Here is a 13,359-nt window from a genome sequence, read left to right on the forward strand (position 1 = left end):
TCCATTGTATTCTCGTAGTAATATTTTAAATGATTTGAAATTTTCAAAGCCAAAGAAAGCTTCTTTTCATCGGCATATCTCTGAAGTGGATCTAAAGAAGATAGATTTAGTTCAAGAATGAACTCTTTTTCTGCGATTACGCTAAAACCAAAAACATCTTCATGAAAAGCTTTGGTTGGAAATTTCACTGAAAACATGGTTTCCTCCTGTTTAATTTGATAAATTGGCGATCGCATACTTTCTCAGGGCAGCGATCGCCTTTTAATTTGGACACGATTTACAAATCTCACTTCTTCACAGCTTTGCTGTAAACAATTCGTGAATTCAAACGCGAAAACGTTGTGGTTTAGCACAACGCTCTCTCAAAAAATTTAAGCGCAGCTTTTCTTAATTGCTCCTATAGCCAGTGGCCGGAGCTTCCCGCAGCAGCATACTTAGAATCAGGCGACAGTTAGCGCTGACTGGCGTTGAAAGCAACTGTCGTACCGATGCGGGAACTTTTTATTAAGAACCACTCCACCCCTTATCTCGCGTTAGCAGCTTTGACTATCCACTACTCTCACTACCTGGGGGGTTTTGCTTCTGTTCCGTTTCTTTCAAGGTTCAGTATTAAAGCACCTCTATATTTAGCTGGGAGGCTGGCGCTCGTTTCCTCCCTTATGATTAATAATAGCGATTAAACGCTTAATAGTAAAGACGTTTAATCATCAATTTTGTTCGATGTTTTTGCCCGGTAATAGCTGAAAAATTTATAGTCGATTATGCGATTAATCGTTAAATATATTATATGATTAAAGAAGTAATCGACAATAGGGGAGTAATGAATGATTACTACTTTGATAATTATGAAGAAAAAAGCTCCTCCTCCCCAGTACACGCCTAGAGATGAGAGGAAAGCTGTGCAACAAGCAAAATACACAACGAAGTGCAAATTGCAGGAATTATTAGATGTTAAGGAAATGACACGGCACGCTTTGTCTTTAGCAACCGGATTGACTAGTGCATCTATTAGAGGTTTATGCGAAAACACTACTAAGCGATATGACTCAGATACGCTTGGTGTTCTGTGTAGCTTTTTCGATTGTGAAGTCGGCGATCTAATCGTAAGAGTAGAAAGGCGAGAGGATTAGGTTAAGTATTAACAGACACAAGCAAGCAAATAAGATTCACAGATTACACCGTAAATTTAACTTGCTTTGATGAAAATCGAAGCGATCGCCCACCCTCGAAAGTCAGCGATCGCCTGTCCTATTACCTAGGAACACTATGAGTTTACCTTTAAATCAGTCCGTGTTGCTGGAGTCGAGAACGCTGAGGACTTCGGCTTTAAAAGATTTCTCTGGCGACAAAGCCTTATCCATTCTCTCCAAGGCTAAGGCAATAATTTTCGCTGTATGGAGTGGTAGTGGTTGGGCCACTACTGCACAGATCGCAGAATACTTTGAGGTTTCGGAATCAGCTATCAAGGAACTGTACAGAGTTAACCACGAAGAGTTTAGGGCTGAGGAAAGCCAAATCCTTTCAGGGAAAGACTTACGCGATGCTCGACAGAAGCTCTGTCTACCATCTAAGACATCCCAAGTCAGAGTTTTTTCGGCTCTTGGGACATTAAGAATTGCAATGCTCTTGCAGCAATCAGAGATAGCAGCCCAAGTACGAACCATCATTTTAGATTTGGTTGCATCTGTACCAATTATTACTCATAATCTCATACCCACCCTTCCCCCAGTCGAGCAGCGCCTGAAAACTCTTGTAGAGGCGATGAAGACCCTCACCGAGATCACAGGGCAAAAGCTTAGCCCATACATGGAACAGCAGATGACGGATTACGCTGCCAACCTGTTTGCTGACCATAACAGACAAGCCCTAACCGGTACACAAGAGAAGTGGTTAGGCGTGGTCAACTTTGCAGAAAGCGAACTGGGAAAGAAAGTCCCGATCAGTGGCCCTCACTATCGCGTCCACCTTGGAACATGGGTTCGCACATTTTACCCGCAGTTAGGTTCACGTCAGGAAAATCGTCTGGTTAACGGTACTCAGCAGGATGTTTATGTTTATCCTTGCCATGACCCAGTTGTCGCCGCAGGGTTGACCAAAGCTGTGGAAGAGTTTTTCGCACATCCAAGCCCTAGTGCAGCGCTAAAACAGGCGGGGGCATTCAGTAGAAAATCTTTAGTTACCGCTTGAGGACATTGGTCATCGGTCATTGGTCATTGGGCATTGGGCATTGGGCATTGGTCATTGGTCATTAGGCATTGGTCATTGGTCATTAGGCATTGGTCATTAGGCATTGGTCATTGGTCATTAGGCATTGGTCATTAGGCATTGGTCATTAGGCATTGGTCATTGGGCAAGTAGAGCGATCGCCGAATCATCAAAAATTAAGACTTTTACAAAAAAGGCAAATTCTACCTTGAGGGGAAAAGATATGCAATACAAAGGATTTGGTAATACTCCTTCTCAATTATGCAGGCGGCGGATTAATCAATATTAATCCAGTCGATGTTGAGGGGAAAAATGTTTTTGAATTTGGAGCTTAGATAAATGAAAGATATCGTTACCGTAGTCGAAAAGCTTGCCAGTGAAGCCCGTATCGATATTCCAGATGGGTTTAATTCATATCGAATTTCAGGATTCAACTAATTAACAAGGAGCTAAATATGGTATCCAAAATAGCAATTCTTAGAAATACAATTAATGAGAGATAAAAACGTGAATTCTCATTTAATCAGACGGCGAATTAAAGAGTTAGATCCTACCTATAACGACATGGAACAAAGTATTTTTAGCTGGCTAAAAACTCATGATTAAAATGCTTTTTCTCGACCTCGACGGAACTGTCCGTCGCACCAAAAGCGGAGCAACATTTATTAACGCGCCAAAAGACCAAGAAATCATTCCTGGGGTAGCAGAGGCGATCGCTCGTTACCCCAATCACCAGATAATTGGTATTACCAATCAAGGTGGTGTGGCCGCAGGGAAGAAAAGTTTGGAGGATGCGATCGCAGAACAGGAATACACGATGCAGTTGTTGCCTCAACTATTAGAGATATATTTCTGTCCTGATTACGAAGGTAAACAATGTTACAGGTTAACTACAGATAACGTCATTCGTTACGCCGCCATCAATTTTGAAGAAAACGATTTACAAAGGTGGCAAGGACAATGCCGCAAACCTAACTGCGGAATGGTTGAGATAGCAGTAGCCCAAATGTCTTTAAAAGTCAATCGAGAGGAAAGTTTATTTGTCGGCGATCGAAGCGAAGATGAACAATGTGCTGCCGCTGCGAATATCCCTTTTATGTGGGCTGCTGATTGGAGGGGTGTATGAGCGTTGCAAACTTACCAGCAACCACAGACTGGACAAATGATGACTGGGAGACACCCGATAACATTGCACTGTTTATGTCCCAACTGGTGTGCAAGAGCGATCGCCGTATTCTAGAGCCGTGTTCTGGAAGTGGACAAATCATCAAGTTCTTGCCAAAACATATCGATTTGTGGGCTATTGAAATTAATTACGCCAGAGTTTGGGAGCAAATTAAAGTAGGTGGCTTGATGCATCAACTAGATAGGACGTGGGATATACAACATTACGATTTCCTGGGTAAAGCTTGTGAGCCTGATTTCTTGAAAGAATACAAAGAATGGGTCGGTTTTGACTTGGTGATCACCAATCCCCCGTTCAGCAAGTGCATGGAATTTATCGGTCGCTCCTTGCAGATGCTCAACTTCACTAATCCAGACGCGCGGTTGCTGTTTCTAATGCCATCGGATATTTTCCAAGCCAAAAGCCGATCTAGAGCATTTAGTAAACTAAACGCGCACATTCACCATATTTACCCAATAGTGGGGCGGGTAGATTATCTAATTAACGGTGTACCAGCATCCCAAACCTATGTAGAGAAAAATGGAAAACTGGTTAGACGTTCCGGTAGACAAACTTGTGATGCTATCTGGGACATTAGACCAGGGAAGCAAGGTAGCTGCACAACTTTCATTAATTAGCTCCCGTAGCCGTTTTCTGTCTAGGTAGGTGAGGAAATAATTATGTCAACAAACATTGAGTGGACTGACCAAACCGATAATATCATTCGCGTCAAAGGAGGCGGTTGGTGGTGTCAAAAAGTCAGCGAAGGTTGCGCTAAATGCTACAGCGAAAAGCTAAATCAAAATTCTTTCTTCGGTGGGAACAAGTTACCTTATTCAGGGCTTGCACCAGAATTAGAATTAGATACAGAAACTATTCGTAAATGGGGATTTCAAAGAAAAAGTAAGAATCACTTCGTTGCTTCTATGACAGATGTTTTTGGCGAGTGGGTTCCGCGCCATTGGCAGCACGAAATGTTAGATGGAATGTTCGCAGCTCCCAAGCAAACATTTCAAATCCTCACTAAGCGTCCAGAAATTATGTTATCCAGCATGGATGAATGGCTCTCTTGTCGTGGGCTGGATAAATTGCCCTCAAATATTTGGGTGGGAACGTCAACTGAGAATCAACAGACGGCAGACAAACGTATCCCAATTCTGTTACAAATACCCGCAGTAGTTCGGTTTTTATCTTGTGAGCCATTGTTGGGAGAGATTGACTTAAAAATAATCCCAAACTGGGTTATCTGTGGTGGTGAATCTGGCCCAAATTCCAGACCATGCCACATCGAATGGATTAATTCAATTGTCCAACAATGTCAACAATCAAACACTAAAGTATTCGTCAAACAGTTGGGGGCAAATGCGAAATTTGGGGGACAGCAATTTCAAACCCGCGATAAGAAGGGTGGGGATATTGAGGAGTTTCCTGAACAACTAAGAATCAGAGAATTTCCTGTGCTAGTACGTGATTAAAACTGAAACTAACACTCGCTGAACCTTGAAAACCAAATATTAAACAACACTAATTTTCTGGCTGGGTGTTGGTTGTCGAGCACTGGATTATTTGACGCAACTGTTCAACTGTGGTGTCATGTATCTGATTCCTGCAACCCGCCACGACGGCTGGCAATTTCTTTTTCTATGCCGTCTTGGGTTAATAAAGGCTCTCCCGAAGCAACTATTTGGGCGCGTATTTGTCGCAAACGTTCTCCCAGCAAAGGTTTGCTAGCAGATGTCAAAAGTTGAGGATTAACCGTTTAGTCATCCTCACCAATTTTCTGAATCTCAAATAGCTCAGTAGGCTGGCAACCTAATACCTCACAGAGTTTAGCAAGCTTCACAAAGGTTTCTGTACCCCCTCTGTCGCGCTCCCAATTGCGGATAGTTGAGGGGTCAACACCAACTAAATCAGCAAGCTGGCGTTGAGTCAAATCTTTCTGCTTACGCAGTTGTGCAACTCTTGACACGAAAATTTCTCCCATGCGCTAATTCATAGCATTATTCTAGCGTTAAAATCTTGGCGCTAACAAATTGACGCCGTTAGAAATTTAGCGCTAAGATATAAACATACTCACTCAGATTCATGCGATTGCCCCAGTCTTGCAAACATCTGCGATCGCATGAATGCCCCGAAATTCAGGAGCTTTTGTAATGACACGAACCTACATATATATAGGAGTCACTAATCATGAGCCTATCAAGTAATAGCAAAGGGTGCAAGCAACACAGCTATGAGGATGGAAGAGACGACTTACCTATATTCATCCATTCAGAGCTTGACGATTACGGGTTAAATCCTTACGAGTTTCGAGTTTATGCCCATATTGCTCGCAGAGCAGGTCATCTTGGAGCTTTCGAGTCAATCAAGAATATGGCGCAGTTTTGCCGGATGAGTGAGGGCAAGGTTAAACAAGCTTTACGTCAATTAATTCATTATGGACTGGTATCAAGAGAGTCAAGAGTTGGTACTAGTTCAGTATACAAACTGTCTCCTAAATCACAATGGCAGCCTTTAAATTGCTTGGACACTTCACAACCTGGGTCGTCTGGTGTCCACCAACCTGGGTCGTCTGGTGTCCACCAACCTGGGTCGTTAGATGTCCACCCCCAGACACCACATGTCCAGGGGTGGACACCACATGTCTACCCACCTGGGTCGTCACATGTCCACAAAGGTAATCCTATAGAAGGTAATCCTATTAAGGTACTCCCACTAAGTAATGCGCCCCTGGCTTCACCACCCGCGCCCCCCACCCATGAGTATGTGTGTGAAGAAAGCAAACAAGCTTTGACAACAGAACAACTTGACCTTGAAAAACCAACCCTAGAATCTGATTCTTCGTTGTTAAATAAATCCGAGTCTTTGCAACAAACCGATAACCCCTCAAGAGGATCAACTATTGCGCTGGGGTCGTTCGAGAAATCCGAACAATCGAATAAGCCGCAACTAACCTGTCCCTACAAGACAGCGCAGAACGTGAAAGACCTGATTGATGCGTGGATTACAGACCCTACTGCCTTTGCTGATGATTTTGTGCCACTGGTCGTCAAGGAAAAAATCAAGTGGAACCGCTGGGTATTACCTTGGCGTACAGGTGAGCGAAAGCTGAATAACCAGTACCAAAATTTCAACCCGATAGTTGTAGACTTTCTAGCCCAAGAATTAGCGGCTAAGTCTAAACGCTCAAAGGAGCAAGAAATAACTCATGCTGTCGCTGTGATCAACACCTGGGAGAAAACCAAAGGTGGATGGACAAACTTGATGCAACGCTATCACCAAGCATTGAAAACTGAGCTTGAACACCTGCAAAGGCAACAAGCCATACAAACAACCCACGCTGCCCCTGACGATTTGAGAACTTCTGCTGTCCTGCCACAGGTCAGACAAGCCCGGAGATTTAGCAAGACAGAATACAGGAGCCAGGAGTCAGGATTCAGAATTGAAGCTCGTGCAGCTGCGGGATGAATCATTGCTTAGAACAAGAAAGTTCTTGTTAGTTCTGACTTCTGACTTCTTCTGACCAAAACTGCATAGGAGAAAAAAAATATGTTTTCACCAGATTCTGTACCAGATAACGTAGTTTCAATGCCCCACCACCTGCCGCCCCAATCCATAGAGGCAGAAGTTGCTGTGCTGGGCGGGATTTTATTTGACCCCCAGGCTATAACTCGTGTAGTCAAGATCTTACAGCCAGAGGACTTTTACGTCACTTCTCACAAAGATATTTACCAAGCGGCAGTGCGATTGCACAACACCGGACAGCCCACAGATTTGATATTTGTAACCAGTTGGCTGGAATCTCACGGAATTTTATCTCAGATTGGTGGCAGAAACAAACTTGCGTCACTGTTTGACTCTTGTGTAAGTGCTCTCAATGTTGATGCTTTAGCAGAATTAGTTCGGGAAAAAGCACGGTTAAGAGCAGTGATTAAAACTGCTAATGAAATGCTTAGAGACGCAATGGACGCTCCAGCAATGGAATTAAAAGCAACTGATGTCATCGAAATGGGGCAGCAAAAGCTTTTAGCACTCCGCCAATCAACTCAAGAAAGTCGGATTAAACTTTTGGCTGATATTATTCCCGAAGTCTACGCCGAGATTGAATTGGCTAATAGTGGCGAAGATGCAATCGAGGTAAGTGTGCCCACAGGATTTTATGATCTTGATGCAGTCATTGGCGGTTTGCCCTTCGCTGCTTTAAGCGTTGTTGGAGGTCGCGGAGGAATTGGCAAATCGACCTGGGCGTTAGACATTGGATTAAGGGCGGCGGCTTCGGGCTTAACAACCGCTTATTTCGCTTTGGAGATGTCTTGCTCACAAATGGTAAAAAAGACCCTCTCAAGGCTTGCAGCGCCATTCGTCCCCGCAGACCTGCTTTTTAAACGTAATGCACTCCATCAATCTCACTGGAATCCTTTAGCTCAGTCTTGTGCCGAAGCAATGGGACTGCCTTTTTGGTTAAATGATGATCCAATCATCACTACCTCGCAAATCAAAGCTCATTTGCAAGATGTTGTTGCCCAGGGTGGAGAAGTCAGCTTGGTGATTATTGACTATGTACAGCTAATTGAACCAATGCGGCGTGAACGTGGGGAAAACCGTGTACAAGAAATCGATTCGATTTTAAAACAATTGAGGGCGATCGCTAAACAGTTCAATTGCGCTGTATTAGGATTAGCGCAGTTGAAAAGAGAGGTTGATTCTAGATCTGAAAAACGTCCTACCAAAGCTGATTTTCGAGAGTCAGGAGGATTTGAACAAGAAGCCGCTGTCATGCTGGGTTTATACCGTGAAGATTACTACGACAAACAAACCACACAAAAAGGGATTTTTGAAGTTTCAGTCCTTAAAAGTCGGTTTAGCAGTGAAACTACTGTCAATCTTCTGTTTGATGAAAGATTTGGACAGTTTAAGAATTTAGCTAAATCCAACTACTAATTAAGTCTCCTTTTTCGCTGCTGATGCTCACCTCTGCCAATGGATGGTGTGATTTTAAAACAAATTTGTTGAATTTAAAAGCAATAAGTGAATTCAAAACATTCTTAGTAGAAGACATAAAGAAAAACACAGGAAAGTCTTTTGATCTTAAAGAAGTTCAATTAGTTTGTTGGATAGAATTGGATGAGTAAAAATTAACTAATTGAAGATTTATCCAAAGATTTAAGAGTTAGAAAATTTCCCCAAGTCTTTCAGAAGTTACGATTTGCCGTTTTAAATACAAAGAGAGGAGTTAAATCACAAATGTATACAATAATTCGCCAATCAATCCGAAAAATTAGAAAACCTCATTGCTGTTGGGGTTGCGCTCAAAAATTCCCTCCTGGCACACACATGGAGTATTTATTTGGTATTTGGGATGGTGATGTTAACGACTCTTATTGTTGTTTAGATTGCAGCAGATTTATAGATGCAATCTATAAACACACCAAACTTTACTCTGATTCTTGCGAGGGAATTGAATCAGGAGATATCGGAGATTTTAAAGAAAGTCCTCGCTACTACGGAATCCCTGAAATTGTGTTTACTGAAGCTGGTTTGCCATACCCATCGGTGGATAAAATAGGACTCCGAATTAGCCGCATGAACATATCTGAGACAGAATTAATCGATCAGTTCCGAAAGTTAGGAGTATCCGTTTCCATACTTTATTCCCCTAGAATCGATTCAATTGTCAAAGTCCAAGTTGCCTATATTCCAAAGGGAAAGCAGCAAACAACAGTTATCGAAATTGAAGCACCAACACTCGTCACTGCTTTAGAAGAAGCTCAAAACAAAATCTTTGGGGCACAAGTATGAATAAGCCCTTCTTCTTATCAATTTGCTCTGGTGCTGGTGGATCTAGCCTCGGTGCAAAAGCCGTAGGATGCGATACATTAGGTATCGAAATTGACCCACCAATTGCAGAACTCTATCGTACTAATGTTGGACAAGTCTTGGTTGAGGATATTACCACACTCAATCCCTACAAAGTGGAACTTCCACTACTGGGCAGGAGCCTCACTACAAATCAATTGCTGATTGTCCAAGTTTCGCCTCCTTGCCAAGATTATTCTGTGGCCAATAAGAGCGCGAAAAATAGTACTCGTGCTGACTTGCTTTATGCCACTTTTCATCATTTTGAAGTTTGGCAACCAGATATAGTGATTCTAGAGAATGTCCGGGCCTATAGATATAGTCGGGTATACATAGATTTTGAAAAGCATCTGCGATCGCTGGGCTATAAATGTCTGCCTTTGCTGCTAAATGCAGCTGATTTTGGAGTGCCGCAGTCGAGAGAGCGTTTTATTTCTATTTTCACGCGTCAGGGATTACCATTGCCCACCATAACAACAATACATGAACAAAATCCTGTTGGTCAGATATCCCTATTTCAAGAACTACCTAAGCATAAATGGATTGGTTGGTACGAGGCTATATACGATTTGCTACCGACTCTTGAACCATCAACACTAACCCAAAAACAACTTTGTGCGATTCAAAAGCACGGATGGAAAACGCAGCTGGTTGATCAACAAAATAGCACGTCGGTGCAAAATACTTATAAATGTCGTGAGTCTGATCAGCCCAGTTTCACTTTGGGATGTAATTCTCAAGCTAAAGCCTTATTAGTTGAGCGAGTTGGGGGGTACGACGACAACAAAAAAGTACGCTCTCACCAACAACCAAGCTGGACTATCAAGGCTGGACTCGGTAGTGATGGTAAGGGGTGCAATCGCTCCTCCTTTATCGATGCAGTCCTATCACAAGCAGACGTGCGACGACTGAATACAAAAGCATTAGCCCGATTACAAACTTTTCCTGATTCGTATCAGTGGAGTGGTAAAAACTCTGTTGATGTTCGCGGCATTGGCAATGCAATTCCTTGTTTGTTGATGCAAAAACTTTTAGAACAAATTATTGGAGCTTTCACATGATTAACCTCGTTTATACCTTGGAAGAATGCTGGTATCTTTCACCACCCTGGGGTAAAGAAATCCCGCTTTTGTCCGTTAACTTATTGGAAAGAGTGTATGTCACCACCACTAAATCATTCGGCTACTGCTGCGGGGTAGAATGGTTGCAGCAAGAATGGAACTACGCTGTTGCCCTTAATGATGAAGTGGTTTATACATCAGCATCACAACTCATTGGTACAGGAAAACTAGAATTAGGCATAGACAGGCCTGTATTTGCGCTGGGAGAAAGAGTCGTATTTCGCTGCAATCGAGATTTTAGCAAGCTTCGTATTGTCCAAGGTATTCATAGGATAGACGACTTTTGGGCTTACACCGTCGAGTGGGCCTCTCCCGAATTGTGCGAGTGTGATGGGAAATTGATTGCATCAGGCGATCGCCGAGCTTGGGTTACAGATACTGATTTGGTGAGGGTATCTATATGAGACAATTAGGGCTTTTTGATAAGAGGCAGTCTTGCTGGGGGAGGGGGCAGGGGGAACTAAAGGTACAAACCTCACCCGCAAGTGGCGTGAAAGCTCCCTTGCTCCTTTTAAGAGTTGGTTGAAACCTCACCCGCAAGTGGCGTGATTTTTCCCCCTGCTCTCTGCACAAATGCTCCCCTGCTTTTTCATTTATACTTCACACTACGCTGGCACTATTAAGCGCACATATTACCGATCAGATGTAAGCAAAATTACTCTAGATGTTTGACCGCAATGCCTGTAAGTTCATGTAATTGATTTGCAACAGATACCCGATGGCATTTTGCACTTTGTAATTCTGCACATAGTAAAAGAACAGTTTCTTTTTCCCCAATTTGAGCAATTTCCAATAATGCCAACCTTGCTTCTTCTTGATTAGGAGGAATCCAATTTTTATCTCCAGATGTGTTACCTAATGCAGTTTGAGGAATATACTTAACATTTATGGAATTACAAAGTTTGTCAATTGCTGTTCCATACCACTTTTTAGTCCAAGCGCGAGGCGAGGAACGTACATCAACAACACAGTTGACATGAAACATTTCTAGGTATTTTAAAAACTCGTCATAATTTTTACGATTTCCATACCCAAATGTCAAAATTAATGGCTCTATGTTTTCAGCTTTATAATTCATTTTTCACATTTTAAAACAAACTTAATTGTTCTAATTGTACTAGTTTTGGGTAAAATAATCCAATAATCATAAACGAATTTCTATGATTTTTTAAATTACCAACTATAAAATGTAAATCATTATCTACAATAAAACCCTCTAACTTTTGTTTGACTTTATTTAAAGATTCTTGTTCTTTTGCTAATAAATTACTTGCTTGAGAATTATCCCTACAGCTTCTATATAATTGCATGATTTCCCAATCACTTATAGAACATTTATGTTGATCTCCTGCCTCATCAGTAAACTCATACCCAAATTGGTAAGGAATTTTTTCTAGATCAATCGATTCTTCAAACAAATCAAGTTGGTCTAATACTGCTTGTTGCTTGGGCTGCCATTCGCGTTCGGTTGGCTTACAGTAATATCTTTTTATCCTTTGGGGTTTAATTATTCCTAATGACTTATTCTGTTCTTTTATTTGTTTAATTGAGTCAAACTTAAGCGGTAATAGTAATGATTTTCTCTCTTGCCAATTGTTTGAGGTATTAATTTTTCTAATAATTTCTATGGTTGAATGATTAGCCCGAAAGCTCTCCAGTCTAGAATCTTTTTCATCTTTGCTTATTTCAGCCCTAATAATAGACCATCTAGGATAGCGCTTATCATAGTCCATGTACCTAAAGGGGATAGGATATATCCGAATCCATTGCTGTGGCTTTTCATCTTCACTCAATAAAATTCCTGCTGTACAAACTGTTTCCCTATATTTAGTGCTAATTGATGGGTAAGTTTTAGTGGCAATCAAGACTTTTTTACCTTGCATATATTTTGATTGTAATTAAAAGTTATTCATGGTTTGCAAATTAAATTTGCAAAGTTATTGATATTTTAAGAGATATTGCAAAGTCGGCAACAGCTGATTGATCTATGGGTACGCAAACAGCAGCAATCGAGCGCAGATATTACCCTGTGCTGCTTTGAAAAGACTGGGGATTTCTGCCACCGCTATCAGGTGGGAGGAATAGTACAAGAGTACCTAGCGGAACAGTGGGGTGGAGAAATCGGTACTTCTCAAAAGCCACATCTGACACTCATCCCAGGCGCGAAAATAACCCAGAGCGCAACATATTCGCCCCAGGTTTTGAGTCTGATTGAGAAATGCCGCGAGTCGGGTTATCCTGTTGTTTGCTCCCGCGCTTCGTGTGGGTACTATCAGGTATCTCTTGTTCAAGAACAGCACCGCGAGATAAATTCCTTCGGACAATATTACAAACGCTGGAGTCCCGTACAGGCTTTAGTCATTGGGCAACAGTTGCGTCACCCAAGTCTGAGTGACAAATATTTAGATAGCTTTAACCAATATCGCCGTAGTTGTGAAGCGCTGTATGGTGCAAATTTGCGCCAAGTTTATGACCAGTGCAAGCAGTGGACTGATGAAGCAGTACAGATGAGAGTTAGGGACTTCCAGAAAATAAAATATAGAAATGTCTCCGTATAGGAATCATTATTATTCTCATACGGATAGGGGGTAGGGAAGGGGTCAGCTATCGGCTGACCCCTTCCCTACCCCTATTTTTTCTAGTAAATTCAAAGATGGTTCGATTTTTAGGTGTTTGAGGTGTTCATAGAATTAAACGATCCGTTAAAAGAGTTGTTGAAGGAAACTGCACGTCAATTAAAGGGTGTAGAAAAGCGTAAATTTATCGCGCAAACAGTTTTGAAATTAGGAAACAGAGGAATAACGATTGCAGAATTAGAATTAGGATGGAATCGAATAACCATTAATAAAGGAATTAAAGAATTAACCACTGGGATTACTTGTGTAGATAACTATTCAGGACGAGGACGAAAAAAATCTGAAGAACATTTACCAAATCTCTTAGAGGATATCAAAAATTTAGTAGACCCTCAAAGTCAGATAGATCCAACTTTTAAAAGTGAAAGATTGTATA

17 protein-coding genes and 1 pseudogene are annotated in these 13,359 nt (G+C 41.8%); 13 read left to right on the top strand and 5 right to left on the bottom strand.

Translation table 11 applies throughout. The features are described from left to right. The coding region (locus IQ246_RS24410; RefSeq protein ID WP_194005912.1) for a hypothetical protein at positions 1-197 on the bottom strand (197 nt) is incomplete at its 3' end. Positions 198-824: 627 nt separating this feature from the next. Between IQ246_RS24410 and IQ246_RS24415 the strand changes: the two genes are divergently transcribed. The 6 genes from IQ246_RS24415 (at position 825) to IQ246_RS24440 (ending at position 4,845) form a co-directional block, all read left to right on the top strand. Further along, positions 825-1,130 (top strand): helix-turn-helix transcriptional regulator, encoded by a 306-nt coding sequence (locus IQ246_RS24415; protein ID WP_194005913.1) that lies wholly within the window; start codon positions 825-827, stop codon positions 1,128-1,130. Positions 1,131-1,266: 136 nt separating this feature from the next. Then, the gene (locus IQ246_RS24420; protein ID WP_194005914.1) at positions 1,267-2,187 is read left to right on the top strand and encodes a hypothetical protein; all 921 of its coding nucleotides are present in this window, start codon (positions 1,267-1,269) and stop codon (positions 2,185-2,187) included. A 124-nt stretch (positions 2,188-2,311) separates the two neighbouring features. Beyond that, entirely contained in the window at positions 2,312-2,494 is a 183-nt protein-coding gene (locus IQ246_RS24425) for a hypothetical protein (RefSeq protein ID WP_194005915.1), read from the top strand. A 309-nt stretch (positions 2,495-2,803) separates the two neighbouring features. Beyond that, positions 2,804-3,331 (top strand): HAD-IIIA family hydrolase, encoded by a 528-nt coding sequence (locus IQ246_RS24430; RefSeq protein ID WP_208492285.1) that lies wholly within the window; start codon positions 2,804-2,806, stop codon positions 3,329-3,331. Next, complete coding sequence (locus tag IQ246_RS24435; RefSeq protein ID WP_194005916.1) at positions 3,328-4,008, top strand: SAM-dependent DNA methyltransferase; 681 nt, start codon at positions 3,328-3,330, stop codon at positions 4,006-4,008. The genes IQ246_RS24430 and IQ246_RS24435 overlap by 4 nt, the downstream gene beginning before the upstream one ends. 42 nt (positions 4,009-4,050) lie before the next feature. Beyond that, positions 4,051-4,845 (top strand): DUF5131 family protein, encoded by a 795-nt coding sequence (locus IQ246_RS24440; protein WP_194005917.1) that lies wholly within the window; start codon positions 4,051-4,053, stop codon positions 4,843-4,845. A 116-nt stretch (positions 4,846-4,961) separates the two neighbouring features. Here the strand turns inward: IQ246_RS24440 and IQ246_RS24445 are convergent, their stop codons facing one another. Both IQ246_RS24445 and IQ246_RS24450 read right to left on the bottom strand, forming a co-directional pair. Next, positions 4,962-5,111: a hypothetical protein gene (locus IQ246_RS24445; RefSeq protein ID WP_194005918.1), complete on the bottom strand. Its 150-nt coding sequence runs from the start codon at positions 5,109-5,111 to the stop codon at positions 4,962-4,964. Between the two features lie 18 nt (positions 5,112-5,129). Beyond that, entirely contained in the window at positions 5,130-5,339 is a 210-nt protein-coding gene (locus tag IQ246_RS24450; RefSeq protein ID WP_339379196.1) for a helix-turn-helix transcriptional regulator, read from the bottom strand. Between the two features lie 221 nt (positions 5,340-5,560). Here IQ246_RS24450 and IQ246_RS24455 point away from each other — a divergent pair, with 221 nt between their 5' ends. The 5 genes from IQ246_RS24455 to IQ246_RS24475 all read left to right on the top strand — a co-directional run bounded on the left by IQ246_RS24455 (position 5,561) and on the right by IQ246_RS24475 (position 10,751). After that, a complete protein-coding gene (locus IQ246_RS24455; RefSeq protein ID WP_194005920.1) occupies positions 5,561-6,838 on the top strand; it encodes a helix-turn-helix domain-containing protein in 1,278 nt (425 codons plus the stop codon). An 81-nt stretch (positions 6,839-6,919) separates the two neighbouring features. Then, on the top strand, positions 6,920-8,311 hold the full coding sequence (locus IQ246_RS24460) for a DnaB-like helicase C-terminal domain-containing protein (RefSeq protein ID WP_194005921.1): 1,392 nt from the start codon (positions 6,920-6,922) through the stop codon (positions 8,309-8,311). A gap of 303 nt (positions 8,312-8,614) precedes the next feature. Next, a complete protein-coding gene (locus IQ246_RS24465; protein WP_194005922.1) occupies positions 8,615-9,169 on the top strand; it encodes a hypothetical protein in 555 nt (184 codons plus the stop codon). Then, the gene (locus IQ246_RS24470) at positions 9,166-10,287 is read left to right on the top strand and encodes a DNA cytosine methyltransferase (protein ID WP_194005923.1); all 1,122 of its coding nucleotides are present in this window, start codon (positions 9,166-9,168) and stop codon (positions 10,285-10,287) included. Before IQ246_RS24465 ends, IQ246_RS24470 begins: the two co-directional genes overlap by 4 nt. Then, on the top strand, positions 10,284-10,751 hold the full coding sequence (locus IQ246_RS24475) for a DUF1392 family protein (RefSeq protein ID WP_194005924.1): 468 nt from the start codon (positions 10,284-10,286) through the stop codon (positions 10,749-10,751). The genes IQ246_RS24470 and IQ246_RS24475 overlap by 4 nt, the downstream gene beginning before the upstream one ends. A gap of 251 nt (positions 10,752-11,002) precedes the next feature. Here IQ246_RS24475 and IQ246_RS24480 read toward each other — a convergent pair whose 3' ends face one another. Both IQ246_RS24480 and IQ246_RS24485 read right to left on the bottom strand, forming a co-directional pair. Continuing rightward, on the bottom strand, positions 11,003-11,425 hold the full coding sequence (locus IQ246_RS24480; protein ID WP_194005925.1) for a DUF488 domain-containing protein: 423 nt from the start codon (positions 11,423-11,425) through the stop codon (positions 11,003-11,005). A gap of 10 nt (positions 11,426-11,435) precedes the next feature. Continuing rightward, positions 11,436-12,230: a hypothetical protein gene (locus IQ246_RS24485; protein WP_194005926.1), complete on the bottom strand. Its 795-nt coding sequence runs from the start codon at positions 12,228-12,230 to the stop codon at positions 11,436-11,438. A 75-nt stretch (positions 12,231-12,305) separates the two neighbouring features. On the opposite strand from IQ246_RS24485, the gene IQ246_RS24490 reads away from it, so the two are divergent. Together IQ246_RS24490 and IQ246_RS24495 are read left to right on the top strand one after the other, a co-directional pair. Beyond that, the gene (locus IQ246_RS24490) at positions 12,306-12,905 is read left to right on the top strand and encodes a hypothetical protein (RefSeq protein ID WP_194005927.1); all 600 of its coding nucleotides are present in this window, start codon (positions 12,306-12,308) and stop codon (positions 12,903-12,905) included. Between the two features lie 126 nt (positions 12,906-13,031). Further along, positions 13,032-13,359: pseudogene (locus IQ246_RS24495) on the top strand (ISAzo13 family transposase); the annotation flags it as partial.

Origin of the sequence: aff. Roholtiella sp. LEGE 12411, assembly GCF_015206995.1 — a bacterium.
Taxonomy (GTDB): domain Bacteria; phylum Cyanobacteriota; class Cyanobacteriia; order Cyanobacteriales; family Nostocaceae; genus Komarekiella.

Excerpts from the sequence above, each read along its gene's own strand:
- IQ246_RS24455 (WP_194005920.1), top strand. The coding sequence starts at position 5,561 with ATGAGCCTATCAAGTAATAGCAAAGGGTGCAAGCAACACAGCTATGAG.
- IQ246_RS24435 (WP_194005916.1), top strand. The coding sequence starts at position 3,328 with ATGAGCGTTGCAAACTTACCAGCAACCACAGACTGGACAAATGATGAC.
- IQ246_RS24430 (WP_208492285.1), top strand. The coding sequence starts at position 2,804 with ATGATTAAAATGCTTTTTCTCGACCTCGACGGAACTGTCCGTCGCACC.
- IQ246_RS24485 (WP_194005926.1), bottom strand. The coding sequence starts at position 12,230 with ATGCAAGGTAAAAAAGTCTTGATTGCCACTAAAACTTACCCATCAATT.
- IQ246_RS24465 (WP_194005922.1), top strand. The coding sequence starts at position 8,615 with ATGTATACAATAATTCGCCAATCAATCCGAAAAATTAGAAAACCTCAT.
- IQ246_RS24480 (WP_194005925.1), bottom strand. The coding sequence starts at position 11,425 with ATGAATTATAAAGCTGAAAACATAGAGCCATTAATTTTGACATTTGGG.
- IQ246_RS24440 (WP_194005917.1), top strand. The coding sequence starts at position 4,051 with ATGTCAACAAACATTGAGTGGACTGACCAAACCGATAATATCATTCGC.
- IQ246_RS24415 (WP_194005913.1), top strand. The coding sequence starts at position 825 with ATGATTACTACTTTGATAATTATGAAGAAAAAAGCTCCTCCTCCCCAG.
- IQ246_RS24470 (WP_194005923.1), top strand. The coding sequence starts at position 9,166 with ATGAATAAGCCCTTCTTCTTATCAATTTGCTCTGGTGCTGGTGGATCT.
- IQ246_RS24475 (WP_194005924.1), top strand. The coding sequence starts at position 10,284 with ATGATTAACCTCGTTTATACCTTGGAAGAATGCTGGTATCTTTCACCA.
- IQ246_RS24420 (WP_194005914.1), top strand. The coding sequence starts at position 1,267 with ATGAGTTTACCTTTAAATCAGTCCGTGTTGCTGGAGTCGAGAACGCTG.
- IQ246_RS24460 (WP_194005921.1), top strand. The coding sequence starts at position 6,920 with ATGTTTTCACCAGATTCTGTACCAGATAACGTAGTTTCAATGCCCCAC.